Origin of the sequence: Siminovitchia jepli (assembly GCF_047228825.1) — a bacterium.
Classification (GTDB): domain Bacteria; phylum Bacillota; class Bacilli; order Bacillales; family Bacillaceae_C; genus Siminovitchia.
Genome location: NZ_JBFEGN010000002.1, coordinates 23956 through 37245 on the forward strand (window position 1 = coordinate 23956; position 13290 = coordinate 37245).

Consider the following 13290-nt stretch of genomic DNA (forward strand, 5'->3'; position numbering starts at 1 on the left):
TGTCACTTGCGCTGTCATATTTCCCGAGAAATAATCTTTATACTTGTTTTTTTGACATTGGATGACCATGAAATAAGTTTCTCTAAATGTTGATACATCAAATATGAAAAAATATAATGGTTAGGTGTTTTAATGATTAAAGTATTTGGTGATTAAAATATTTATTCGTTAAAAGAGGTGCGGCAGATGGCAAACAGCCAGGAATTTACCAGATTTGAGGAACTGTACTGGAGCATATCCAGGAGCATGAACTACATATGGAAAAGTATATTTGACCATCATTTTCCAGGGTCGCAGGCATATATTCTTTTTGTGCTTGAAAAAAAGGAAAGGCAAAAAATGACGGAACTGGCTGATGCTTTGAAGCTTACGCCCGGCGCTGTTACGAGTTCATCCAACAAGCTGATTGCCGATGAGTTTATCCGCCGTGTCCGGGATGAAGAAGATCGTAGGGTTGTTTATCTTGAAATAACCGGAAAAGGAAAAAAAGCGTTAAACGGTCTTCGGCAGGAAGGAAGAAAAGCCATTAAAGCGATCTTCAGTGGATTGGACGAATCTGACATAAAGACGCTTGTCCGTATTTTTGAACATGCTGAGGAAAATATGAACAACTTGAGGGAGGAATTGGCCGAATGGAACATTTGTCAAAAAAACGAAAAATAACCGTTATGATCGCGATTATGGTGGCCATGTTTTTTGCGGCCATCAATCAGACGATTATTGGGGTGGCGATGCCGAGAATCATTGCACACCTTGGCGGCATGGACTATTATACTTGGGCGATTACCATTTATTTGTTGACATCGACGGTTGCGACCATTCTTGTGGGAAAGCTGTCCGATATATACGGCCGTAAACCGTTTATATTGACGGGGATTGGCTTTTTCATGCTCGGTGCGTTTTTGTCGGGCCTAGCCAATGACATTTTGCAGTTGATTGTTTACAGGGCCATACAAGGCCTTGGAGCTGGGATTATCATGTCCACGGCCTTTACGGCCATCGGGGACTTGTATGCACCAAGGGAAAGGGCGCGTTGGACGGGGCTTATGAGCGGGATTTTCGGTTTATCGAGCGTGTTTGGGCCTGCACTTGGAGGATATGTAGTTGATCACCTTGATTGGCAATGGGTTTTTTGGATTTTCCTGCCGCTCGGGGTTGTTGCCTTTGGAATGATATGGGTGTTGTTTCCAAAAGTGGAACGCCGGCCAGGGGAGTCCATTGATTATCTCGGTTCATTATTTTTAACGCTTACGATTGTTCCGTTATTGCTTGCTTTCAGTTGGGCCGGTGAAGGAGCAGGGAAATATGCTTGGGATTCCTGGCAAATCCTTGGACTATTCGGCTGTGCAGCCGTATCGCTAATGATCTTTGTACTGGTCGAATCCAAGGTGACAAGTCCCGTTCTGCCGCTTTCGCTTTTTAAAAACAGCATTGTAACGGTTTCAAATTTGGTCGGATTTATTTTGGGGGCGGGCATGATGGGAGCGATGATTTACGTTCCGTTCTTCGTTCAGGGCGTTAAAGGAATTTCCCCTACATTTGCCGGCTATGTCATGATGCCGATTTCGCTTGTCATGGTCTTTTTTACGGCGATTGCAGGCCAATTGATTTCAAGAACCGGAAAGTATAAAAAGATGGCAATAATCGGGTTGACGATTACGACATTTGGAATGGCGCTATTACATTTCATGCATGTGGATACGCCTGTGTATTTGGTTATGATTTATATGGCCATCGTTGGTGTTGGGCTTGGCATGAGTATGCCGGTATTCTCCTTGACAGTACAAAATGCTGTTGAACCCAAACAATTGGGAGTCGTCACCGCATCATCCCAGTTGTTTCGCTCCCTCGGGAGTACAATCGGTATTGCCGTAATGGGTACGGTCATGAATTCACATATGGCAGGCAAGATGAAAGAAACGTTTGCCGGCGGCGCGGTCCCGGCGGATCAAATGGATCCTGCCCAAGCTGTGGAACTGCAAAAGCTGATGAATCCCGAACTGCTGCTTGACCAGCCAAAATTGGCGCAAATACAAAGCCAGTTGCCGCCGGATCTTCAAGCAATGGCCGCCCATATGCTGGATAATGTACGTGAAGTGTTCAGCTATGCCCTTACGAGCACCTTTATGGCAGGTGCCATTGTCATGGCTGTTTCAGTCTTCTTGACATTCTTCCTGAAGGAAATTCCGCTCCGTTCGGAAAAGGACACGAACACAAACAGGCGTAACAATGTAATGCTTGCTTCGGAGAAATCATAGGAAACTCCTTTTTGCGATTAAAATCTGATGTATACATAGAATGAAAATATCACGTTAATCACGCCATTGTTTCATATGAAGCCCCGGCGGGAGCAGCAAATAATCGTCAGAAATCCGTGATGCCAATTCACTGCTGCTTTCCCGCTGTTTTTTGATTTGATTCACTTTCTTGTGAATAGCTTCCATTTTCTCATCAAGCCGGCAGGCAGAAAGAGCCGCATCCGTTAATTCATCTTTCATTCTTTCGGAATGTATCCATCATATTTATAGTAAATCTTATGTTCAAGACTTGCCCAAACATCCATGGCGATTGTTCGAATCTGGATTTCAACAAACACACGATCTTCTCTGTGTGACATCAAAACGGGAACCTGAATGATTAAGTGGAGACTGCGATAGCCGTTTGGCTTTGGTGATTGAATATAGTCCTTGCAATCAACAACTGTCATGTCTTTTTGTTTCTGCAGCATCTCGCTGATCAGATATATATCTGACATAAAGGAACATGTAATACGGACGCCCGCAATATCCCGAATGTTTTCTTTGATTGAAATCAATGAAAGATCATATCCTTTTTTATCAGCTTTTCTTAAAATGCTGTTCGGGGATTTGAGCCTTGATTTTACATGTTCAAGCGGGTTGTAGTCATTCACATATTGCAACTCCTGTTTTAAACTATCAATTTTTGTATTGACCTCATCCAATGCAAGCTTGTACGGCATCATAAACCGGTCAAGCTCTTCCTTGGCATATTTGATGGCATTAAAATCGATTGCTGCTTTTGCCTTCATCTGATAAATAGACTCCTTTTGATTAATCATAAACTTTGTAATGTCATTTGTGAAAGATGAATGGTTAACGATTAGAAACAGGAAAAAAGAGAGCCCCCGACGCACTGTTGACTCTCTGGTGCTATGACGATCAATGGGCATGGATAGAAGGAACGTTCAATTTTTTTTCCCCAGTTGGACAAGGATTGTGAATGATGACGGCAACGTGATCTCCTGGTTCAAAACGAATCTCATTTCCGCTGTGAATGTTGATGTGGGAACCGTCCCTGATTTCTACCGAGTAATGAATTTCTTTTCCCTGGAACATCACATTTTTTACCTTCCCGGCGATTCCGTCCCCCGGCTTTTTTAATTGAAATTGTTCCGGCCGTACCGGAAAAAATCCTTGTTCTTTAATCTCAGGGGAGACCCAATTCCCCTCCCAAATAACGGATGGATCGGCATGGGGGCTAAAATGATCGCCAAACCACGTACCTCTCATTAAATTGGCTTTTCCAACAAAGGTTGCTGTAAACAGAGTTTTTGGATTCATGTAAATCTCTTCCGGTGTTCCGATCTGCTCGATTTTGCCATCTTTCATGACGACAATTTGATCTGCCATCGCCAGTGCCTCTCCCTGGTCGTGGGTCACATAGACAACAGAGGTATTCATCTTTCGGTGGATCGTTTGAATTTCCTTTCTCAGATCCATTCGCAATTCCGCATCCAAACTGCTTAATGGTTCATCCATCAGCAACAGGGCTGGCTGCGGAGCCAATGCGCGGGCAATGGCAACGCGTTGTTTTTGCCCGCCGGACAATTCATTGGGCATTCTGTTTCCAAATTTATCCAATCCAGTCATCTTCAGCATTTTCAGTACCCGTTCTTTTTCCTTCTTCTTTATCTCCATGGGGGTGAATGGGTGATGCTTCAGCGGAAACCGGATTTGTTCTTTTACTTTTAAATGCGGCCAGAGAGCGAAAGATTGAAAAACCATCCCGATATTACGTTTTTCAGGGGGAATGGCCTTCTTTTGGCTTGCAACCGTCTGTCCATTCATTGTAATCGCCCCCGTTGATGGTTTTTCAAACCCTGCCAACAGTCGGAGAAGAGTCGTTTTTCCGCACCCTGAAGGCCCCAAAATGGCTGTGAAGCTTCCAGTGTCAATGGCCAGGTCAATATTGGAAAGTGCTGTTGTTTGACCGAAATGTTTGGAAACACCTGTAATGATTGTACTCATTTTTGTCCTGCCTTTCGTTCGTAAATCTTTTGAAATCCCAGAAAAATAACGGCTAAAATCAACATGGTCATGATGATGATTCCCGAAAAGGCTGTGGAGTAGGTCGTATAACCGGCCTGCTCAAAGTTAAAAATCGTCAGCCCTATCGTTTCCGATCCGCTTGACCAGAGAAGCGCAGACACAGTAAGTTCGGTTAGCGTTGTCAGCACGACCAACAAGGCGCCGCTCAATAAACCCGGCAGCAGTAGAGGCAGCATGATCTTTCGCCATTTTACAATTGTTCCGGCTCCGGAACTATGAGCCGCTTCCTCCATGGACGGGGCGATTTGGGACATGGCCGTCATGCTTCCACGGACTTGTAAAATCAAAAACCTTGTCACATATGCCATAAATAGGATCCAAATGCTTCCATATATGCCGGGATTCCAGCCGGGAACGGGCTCCATCCACGTTAAAATCATCGCCAGCGCCAATACCATTCCCGGCAATGCGTACGGCAACCCTACAGCCAACTCCATAAATCTACCCGCCGCCGTATTTTTCCGAACCCGATAATAAGCAATGGCGGTACCTGCCACTAAACAGATCATCCCTGTTCCAATCGCCAGCTTTAAACTGTTAAAAATGGCTCCCTGTACTTTTTCATCTTCAAGCAGTACAAAGCGGTAGTGATCCCATGTCAGATTTTCCAGGGAAAATGGGAGGCCGTACGCGCGAATCAAGGAAGAAGCAAGCATCGAGATGATCGGAACAACGCCGATGAAAAACAGAAAACCCCAAAGTACGGCCTCAACCGCTGTACGATAACGTCCCAGCGAAAAACGGGGTTTCACATCTATGTCGCTGTTTTCATTTTCTTTGGATCTTTTGAGCAAAAACCACTGCAATAACGTTCCCATTAAGGCAACGGCTCCCAATAAGACCGAAAATGTGGCTGCTCTGGCAAAGGCGGTTGGCCCGTATCCGGCAATTTCCTGATAAATGGCGGTACTTAATACGGTAATATTGGCAGGAATGCCCAAAAATGCGGGGATCCCAAAATTATCGAGATTGGCCAGAAAGGCAAGCAGCCCTCCTCCGGCAATTCCCGGAAGCGCAAGCGGCAAAGTAACTTTTTGAAATGCAGTCCAGCGGCTCCCGCCGGATGAACGGACGGCCCATTCGAGTTCCCGGGGAATTCTCCTTAATATGCTTGTCGTCAACAAAAAAACAAGCGGATAATGAGACAGTCCCAAAATGAGGATGATCCCCGTGTGGCTATATAGATTGAGCGGTTCCAAATTTCCGGGAAGAAAGTCGAGCAAATGTGCAGCCATCCCGTTTTTGCTGAAAAACCGGGTCCAGGACAGGGTGACGATATAGGATGGAACGATAAAAGGCAACATAATCATGACATGCAGCCATTTTTTTGCCCGGACATCACTGTATGCGATCAGCCAGGCGAAGGATACGCCCAGCCATAAGGCAATGATGGTCGATCCTAGTACGATCATGGCAGTGTTCGTTAAGATTTTCCAAGTTTTTGGCTCCTGCAAAACAGCGGCATAGTTGGAAAGCGCGTAGCCGCCGTCAGTGGAAAAGCTCAAAGCAATCAGGCGAATGACAGGCCATAGGAAAAGGAAAAAAATCAGGATAAGGCCAATCGCCAACCATGTACGTTTCATGATTTGTTTCGATACAAAGGAGAAGGAAGATTTCTCTGTGGAGAACCTTCCTTTCAAGAGTTGTTCAGCCAATTTTTCAGCCTCCTACTCTCCCAAAATCTCGCTGAAAGTTTGTTTGTCTTCTTCGCGGGTTTTTAAGAGCTCTTTTACATCATGAGAGATCACCTTCAAGTCCGAAATGGACTTTAATCCTTCGGGCGCTTTGACACCTTCGCGAATGGGGGCATATCCCAGCTCCGCGGAGAGCGCTTGGCCTTTCTCCGACAAAACAAAGTCCACAAAAGCCTTTGCCGCATCTGGATTGTCCGTATTTTTCATAATGCCGATCGGTTCGGTAATAACCGGGACCCCTTCTTCGGGGTAAACAATGTCAACAGGGGAGCCTTCTTGTTTCGCGCGGGCGACAAGGTAGTCGACAACCATTCCATACGCTTTTTCTCCGCCGGCAACGGCTTGCAATACAGCACCATTTCCCTGCACAATCGTCATGTCATTATCATGCAGTTTTTCAAAGAATTTCCAGCCAAAATGCTCCTGGCGGGAAAAAACGCCTGTGTTATAAGCAGCGGCCCCGGAATAAAGCGGGCTGGGCATCAGCGCTTTTCCTTTTGCATCTTTTTCCGTTAACACGTTCCATGAAGCCGGCATCTGGTCCACTTCATTCGTATTGACCGCCAGCACGGTTGCCATCACTTTTGTGCCTGTATACATGTGGTCTTGATCAACAAATTCTTTTGGGATGTTGTTGCTTTCATGTGACTCGTATGAAAGCAAAAGGCCGTCTTCCTTTAACGTTTCGAATGTAACGGCATCCGCTGCCAATAAAACATCTGCCTGAATGTCTCCGGCTTTATGCTCTGCGGCAATTTTGCTCATGACCTCTTCCGTTCCCGAACGGAAAACATCTACTTCCACATCGGGATATACCTTGTTGAATTCCTTCACAAGCTCCGCCGCGTCACTGTCCGGCTGGGAGGTGTAAAATTGAATTTTTCCCGAAACCTCACTTTCCATTGCATCTGCACTGTTTGACGGGCTTTTGGAAGAGTGGTCCTGGGTCGTTGCGGATGATCCGCCTCCGCCGCAAGCGGCTAATGAAAGCACGGATGAAGCCAGAACAGCATAAACAAATCGGTTCATGAGTAGAATTCCTCCTGTTGAATTTTGCTCTTCGATTGTTTGAACCATTTTTCAAACTTTCGAATGTGTTTCATATGACAAGCTTTTCCTTCAAGGGGTGTAACAGTGATATAGCCTTCTTTTAACGCTGCAAAGTCCCCTTCTTTCGCAAAATCAGCCAGATGAAAAAGATTGTCTTTTAACCAGTAATAAACATGGCCGTACGGATCATTCAGGCCCACATAGCTATACCGATTTACAGACAGATCAAGCGGAACAACGCGGACTCCTCTGCACGCTTCCTTTCCGATATAAGGCACGTTGATATTGACAAATACGCCTTTTGGGATTTGGTTGGCCAATAATGTTTCCAATACTTCGTACAATAGCCTTTTCGGATATTGAAAGTTTATGTTTTGGCTGCTTAAGCGATCCAATGATACGGCAATGGATGGAATGCCGTACAACGCAGCTTCTGATGCAGCGGCCATCGTTCCTGAATAGTACACATCCCTCCCCAGATTCGGTCCGGGGTTGATTCCGGATACGACAAAATCGGGCGGCTCCTTGATTAAAATGTCTAAACCGAGTTTGACACAGTCGGCCGGCGTTCCATTGACGGCCCATGCAGGGACATTTGGTCCAAACAGCGACATTTTGGCCGCCTTTATCGGCTGCCTTAAAGTAATGGCATGGCTGACGGCACTGTTTTCTTGATCCGGGCAGATGACATGAACTTCCCCAAAGTGCAGAAGAACTTCAACGAGAGCCTCCAGGCCAGGCGCAAAGATGCCGTCATCATTCGTTACTAAAAACTTCAAACCTTCATCTCCTTCATTGTTTCGTAGCATGTCTCTAAATAAGAAAGGTGCTTCCGAAGCATCGAAACATTTTCACTCGTGTCATATCCCTCCAAAACCGTTATGAAATCTTTTTTCATGATTTGTTCCAGGAATCGTTTCAGTTTTATTTCCCCTTCCCCGAGTGGAACATGATATTGTGTTGCTGTTGAGTCACTCAAATGAATTTTATTTACACGGTGCAGCGTGGCGAAAACCTGAATGACATCTTTGTCAAGTGAAATATGGGCCGCATCAAACGTGGTTTGAATGGCCTCGGACCGGTGATCGACTAACCGGTTTAACGCATCGGCTGTCGTGATAAATTCTTTGTTGATTTCTTCCATTAATTCAATGGATAAAGTGATTCCATAGTCGTTGGCCACTTCCTCCAATTGATCAAGGCTCTGATTCAGCACTTCCTCATGCCACGGGGTCCATTCATTGGACAATGTTCTTCGCCCGGGATGGATCGTTACGTCTGTTGCTTGAATGGCAGCTGCAAAGTCTATGGAGCGATAAATTTCTTCAAGGGATTTCCTTCGGGTCCTTTCATTTAGTGAACATATGTTTAAATCCCAGCTTGCTGCATGGACCGTTACGCCCAACCCGTAATGTCTGGACACTTGGACAATCTCCCGCGTACTCATATGGCAAAACCAAGCCTGCTCTGCCCATAATTCGATGCCGTCCAGTTTGAATTTATTGGCCAGTTGTCCTATTTCTCGGATTCCCTTTCCCCACATTAATGTGGATGAGGCATATAACTTCAATGCACTCCCTCCTTGCTGCAAAGTTCTTTCAGCCAGCCCAGCACTTCTTTCCGGTTACAATGAACGGAGCCAATCGGGTACGGACTTCTCGATCCTGGGCCATGGAAGTCGCTTCCGACACTTTTTAACAGCTTGTATTTGTCGGCCATATGACTCCAATACAATGTAGTCATTTGTTTATGTCTCGAATAGTAAACTTCGATTCCATCCAGCCCTCCATCCACTAATGTTTTCAAGGACCACTCCCACGTATATTCTCCCGGGTGCGCTAAAAAAGCCTTTCCGCCGGCATGGTGAATAAGATCAATTGCTTCCGTTGCCGAAAGTCCTTCCCGTTCAACAAAGGCCGGCGCCTCTTTTTTAAGCAGAGCTTGAAAAGCGTGCTCTTGATCAACGAAGTAGCCCTGGGCCACAAGTTCATCTGCAATATGTGTCCGGACAATGACTTTTTCTCCTGCGCGTCTCCAACATGCTTCCCAGTCAACCATAAACCCGAGCTCCTGCAGCTTGGCCACGATTTTCTTGCTCCAAATAATCCTTTCCTGCTGCCGCCAATGAATATACTCTTTCAAACTCTTATTTTCATAATCGAACCCATAGCCTAATAGATGCAGCTCTCCTTGATTGCCGTCTGTATTTAACTCGATTCCCGGGATAACAGTCACTCCCTTGTCCGCGGCGGTTTCCCGGATTTCCTTTGAACCTGCAATTTCATCATGATCCGTAATCGCCATGACGGATACATCGCGGAAGCCGGCTTCTTTTACCAATGTTAGAGGCGTCCACTCACCATCCGAATGTGTACTGTGCATATGCAAATCGATTTTCATGATTCTCCCTCCGTTTCTTGAAATATTTTCATCTATAACAATAGCGGAGCAACATCAATCCCGTATGAGCATTCATTAAGTGAATGGTAAAGTTATTGTAAATGCGGACGTCGCTTTCATTTGCGCTTTTGTTTTGAAAAATAGGGGAAAAGCCCAGGCAGCCCAGGGAAATTTCAGGAGATCCTACATAGGGAGATATGAATCATTTGTAAATTTTTAACACGCAGTTTACATTTTGAAAGGAACAGGTTTTTACAAACCATTTTTTCATCAAGAGTCCCGCAAAAGAAATATAAAATGTTTCTTGGTAAAATGAGATGGGGAATTCATATACGGTCATTTTGATGGGAACGGTGAACCTGGCTAGGTCCGGCTGAAAAATATCAAAGGAAAGGAATGGGTGACATGAGTATACATAGAGCATTATCCATTGCAGGTTCAGCAGCAAGAGGAGGGGCGGGGATTCAAGCGGATTTAAAAACATTCCAGGAGCTTGATGTGTTCGGAATGAGCGCCATTACGGCCATTGTGGCCAATCATCCAAGGACGGATCAGGGGATTTTTCCTTTGCCGCTCGATGCAATAGAAGCCCAGATATATACAGCCCTTAGGGATATTGGGGCTGATGCGATCAAAGTGGGCATGCTGTTTACGAAAGAAAATATTGAAAAGGTGTCACAATGGATAAAGGAGTCCGGTGTGTCCAATATTGTGGTTGATCCAGTCATGATTGGGAAAATGGGTTCCCCTTTATTAAAAGACGAAGCGATCATGGCGCTGAAAGAGAAGCTCATCCCACTGGCTGCGATTATTACGCCCAATATGCCGGAAGCTGCCAGACTGCTCGAAAGGGACGAACTGAAAACAGTCGAGGATTTAAAAACATCAGCGAAATCCCTGGCTGAGCTGGGTCCGAAATACGTGCTTGTCAAGGGAGGGCGCTTGGAAGGTCCCGCCATCGATGTGTTATTTGACGGGGAAAAATATTATGTACTGGAGGCTCCGCGAATTGACACGATCCATACGAATGGTGCGGGCTGCAGTTATTCCGCGGCGATTGCAGCCGAACTGGCAAAAGGCAAAAAGGTTCCCGAAGCGGTAGAGGAAGCAAAAAAATTTATTACCGCCGCCATCCGCCATTCAATCAAATTCAAGCGGGGCGTTGGTCCAACGTATCACGCCGCCTATCATAAATACGGGGAAAAAGGGGTAAAAGTAACGGTGGAATAAATTTCACTCAAAGTATAGGTAAGTCAGGAGCACAAGCATCACGATGTCCAGCCTTGCGTTAAAAGCAAACTGTATAAAACCATCATCCAAGGCAGGCAGTTTTGTTAAAATAATCGCGCCGATCATAATGCCGATTAACGGAAATGCCGCTTTTTGGACCCATTTTTTCAGGATGATCAATAAGCCGCAAGTGATTTCAATAACGGCAACCGCGGTCATGAATTGCAGCGGAAAAGGCAGATTCAGGCCACTAAATGTTTCAGCCAATTCAGGATTGATGAATTTCATGATTCCGGAAGTGATAAACACATAACCGACTAAATATCGAACGATCGTCAAAGCCTATCCCCCCCAAAAAGAGCTCGTCTGTTTATATACATATGGAAATTTTGACTGCAAATGAGCATTTTTTTAAAAAACCATTTTTTTTTGCTTGCGGCCAGGATGTCTCATTGTTACCCTTGTCAGCGCATCTGCATAAACTAATACAATACAGCAGCGTCAAGGGGGTGGAAAAGTGGCTATATACTATAACGATGAGGAATATCCCTATATTTTTAAAAATAAAGAGGAGATTGACGAGCCGAACCAATCTATTGCCAAATACGATTATTGGTCCGATCTTGTTGAAGAACAAAAGCGGGTGCACTCCGAAATCAATGAATCACTACATGGGCTGCATGATAAGGTACATCGGCAAGAACATGACCAACAACAACGTTGGAAAAAGATTTATTATAGATTAAATGAACAGCGGAAATATAACGATAAGCAGAATGAATTCGAGAATTATGCAAAAAGCAGGCTGGAGAACATTGAAAGCAAAAACGAGCGTCTTCAGGCAATGCTGAATGAGGAAAGCCAATTTAAGCAGGTAATGATGGAAAAATTGCACAGCCTTCAAAAAACTCATCAAGAAATTGAAAACCGCTTGGAAAAGCAGGAAGCAATAAACGAACATTTTTTATCCAGTTTGCACGAACAGCATGAGCTCCAGAAGGAAATGGCGGACCAGATTTCCAAGCTGGAAGCAAATCATCAAGAGGTCATTGAAAGGCTCGACAGCCAAGAAGCATTAACGGAAAAAGTGTTGAGACAAGTGACAAATCTTCGATCGATCTTATTTGAAAGGGCCGGCCACTTGGCAGATAAAATCGAAAACAGCTATAAGCTGACCTCTTCATATATATATAAATTGATGACTGGCCAAGTTTTCTTGGTCGAGCAAAAAGAGAAGCAAAAAAAGGATACAGACTAGGCAATTCCCGAATGCAAGCCAAAATGGCTGGTGTTCGGGAATTTTTTTGCAGTTGTTCTGTTGAAAACCGGAAATGTGATCCGGAACCGTCGGGAATACGATCCAGGACTGTCAAAAAAGCTCATGATCCGCGAACAATGGGGCATGCTAAAGGAAGATTATTTTACCAATAGGGAGGAATTTTTCATGAAAAGGCTGTACGCGGCAGCAATGTTAATGTTTTCTTTAGTGTTGGGCTTTGTGGGAACAGCGATGGCGGTCCATGGAAAGGAATCTGGAAATCGTTCCTTTTCGGCGGAACATGTACATAAAAATACTCCGGAATTAACGAAAAAATACGCCGAGATGATGGGAATCGACACGGAAGGAAAAGATACCGAGACCCTGCATAAGGAAATAAAAGAGAAGTATCTCAAAAAGCAGGCAGAGGAATTCGGGATCAATACCGAGGGAAAAACGACCGAGCAGCTGGAAAAAGAAATACAAATGGTTTGGATGAAGAATATTGCGAAGCAATACGGTATTCAAACAGAAGGCAAAGATCTTAAAACGTTAAAAAAAGAGGTGAAAAGGGCCAGGGTCACCGAACAGGCAAAAGAACTCGGCATTTCCACGGAAGGAAAATCGTTGAAGATGCTCAAGCGTGAAGTTTGGGAAGCGCAAATCCTAAAGCATGCAAAAGAGCTGGGCATTTCCACAGAAGGAAAGGATCTTCGCGAACTGGCCAAAGAGGTGCGCCATACGATGATTTACCGGGCCGCTGAAAAGCTTGGGGTTGAAACAGACGGAAAGTCGGACGAAGAAATCTTCCATGAGATTATGATTAATCACGGTGAAAGAGCGAGGGAAATGAAGCTGTTTCCTTTCAGGGAAGAGAAAATACTTTTCATGGAAGATCATCCGGGGATGTAAAAGAAAGGCCGCCAATCCAAGTTGGAAGGGCGGTTTTTTACATGCAGGAAGTACATTTATTCTAGCGCTGCTGTCATTTAACAAAAAAAGTAATCCACCCTTGAGTTCGGATCTGGTGGATTACTTTCCTCTGGTGCCAGTCCCCCTTGAAGGGAACCGAGCTATTTATAGGCCAAGGTATGTCCCTCCGGCAATCTTGTATGTTTGATTTTCGACACCTGCTTTGGTCATGTGTGATCCCGGCGTTAATGGAATAAAGAAAAAAAGCACAAGAAAGCAAACGGTTTTTATCATCAATAAAAAAGAATGCTTGTCCAACATTTGCCACCTCTGCTTTTCATAAGAAAGAGCGCATATCCGCATGAATTTTCGTACAATCCATGTTCCCTGTTCACCA

12 protein-coding genes and 1 pseudogene are annotated in these 13290 nt (G+C 44.8%); 5 read left to right on the top strand and 8 right to left on the bottom strand.

Annotated elements, in window-relative coordinates:
- Positions 1–186 precede the first annotated feature (186 nt).
- A complete protein-coding gene (locus AB1L08_RS01470; RefSeq protein ID WP_413062897.1) occupies positions 187–663 on the top strand; it encodes a MarR family winged helix-turn-helix transcriptional regulator in 477 nt (158 codons plus the stop codon).
- Entirely contained in the window at positions 633–2258 is a 1626-nt protein-coding gene (locus AB1L08_RS01475) for an MDR family MFS transporter (protein ID WP_413062898.1), read from the top strand. The genes AB1L08_RS01470 and AB1L08_RS01475 overlap by 31 nt, the downstream gene beginning before the upstream one ends.
- Before the next feature lie 54 nt (positions 2259–2312).
- Here the strand turns inward: AB1L08_RS01475 and AB1L08_RS01485 are convergent.
- From AB1L08_RS01485 to AB1L08_RS01515, 7 genes and pseudogenes are all read right to left on the bottom strand, one after another.
- Positions 2313–3049, bottom strand: a pseudogene (locus AB1L08_RS01485) (GTP pyrophosphokinase).
- 130 nt (positions 3050–3179) lie between these two features.
- Positions 3180–4268, bottom strand: coding sequence for an ABC transporter ATP-binding protein (locus AB1L08_RS01490; protein ID WP_413062901.1), 1089 nt, complete (start codon positions 4266–4268; stop codon positions 3180–3182).
- Positions 4265–6004: an ABC transporter permease gene (locus AB1L08_RS01495; protein WP_413062902.1), complete on the bottom strand. Its 1740-nt coding sequence runs from the start codon at positions 6002–6004 to the stop codon at positions 4265–4267. The genes AB1L08_RS01490 and AB1L08_RS01495 overlap by 4 nt, the downstream gene beginning before the upstream one ends.
- Before the next feature lie 12 nt (positions 6005–6016).
- Positions 6017–7072, bottom strand: a complete 1056-nt coding sequence (locus AB1L08_RS01500) for an ABC transporter substrate-binding protein (RefSeq protein ID WP_413062903.1) — start codon at positions 7070–7072, stop codon at positions 6017–6019.
- Positions 7069–7872 (bottom strand): 5'/3'-nucleotidase SurE, encoded by an 804-nt coding sequence (gene surE, locus AB1L08_RS01505; RefSeq protein WP_413062904.1) that lies wholly within the window; start codon positions 7870–7872, stop codon positions 7069–7071. Before surE ends, AB1L08_RS01500 begins: the two co-directional genes overlap by 4 nt.
- Positions 7869–8663 (bottom strand): sugar phosphate isomerase/epimerase family protein, encoded by a 795-nt coding sequence (locus tag AB1L08_RS01510; protein ID WP_413062905.1) that lies wholly within the window; start codon positions 8661–8663, stop codon positions 7869–7871. Before AB1L08_RS01510 ends, surE begins: the two co-directional genes overlap by 4 nt.
- Positions 8660–9493, bottom strand: coding sequence for a PHP domain-containing protein (locus AB1L08_RS01515; protein WP_413062906.1), 834 nt, complete (start codon positions 9491–9493; stop codon positions 8660–8662). Before AB1L08_RS01515 ends, AB1L08_RS01510 begins: the two co-directional genes overlap by 4 nt.
- A 405-nt stretch (positions 9494–9898) precedes the next feature.
- Here AB1L08_RS01515 and thiD point away from each other — a divergent pair, with 405 nt between their 5' ends.
- The gene (gene thiD / locus AB1L08_RS01520) at positions 9899–10723 is read left to right on the top strand and encodes a bifunctional hydroxymethylpyrimidine kinase/phosphomethylpyrimidine kinase (protein ID WP_413062907.1); all 825 of its coding nucleotides are present in this window, start codon (positions 9899–9901) and stop codon (positions 10721–10723) included.
- Positions 10724–10726: 3 nt separating this feature from the next.
- Here thiD and AB1L08_RS01525 read toward each other — a convergent pair whose 3' ends face one another.
- Positions 10727–11062 carry a DoxX family protein gene (locus AB1L08_RS01525; protein WP_413062908.1) on the bottom strand — a complete coding sequence of 112 codons (336 nt, stop codon included), beginning with the start codon at positions 11060–11062 and terminating at the stop codon, positions 10727–10729.
- Positions 11063–11240: 178 nt separating this feature from the next.
- Between AB1L08_RS01525 and AB1L08_RS01530 the strand changes: the two genes are divergently transcribed.
- Positions 11241–11981 (top strand): coiled-coil domain-containing protein, encoded by a 741-nt coding sequence (locus AB1L08_RS01530; protein ID WP_413062909.1) that lies wholly within the window; start codon positions 11241–11243, stop codon positions 11979–11981.
- Between the two features lie 186 nt (positions 11982–12167).
- Positions 12168–12893 (top strand): hypothetical protein, encoded by a 726-nt coding sequence (locus AB1L08_RS01535; RefSeq protein WP_413062910.1) that lies wholly within the window; start codon positions 12168–12170, stop codon positions 12891–12893.
- Positions 12894–13290 lie beyond the last annotated feature (397 nt).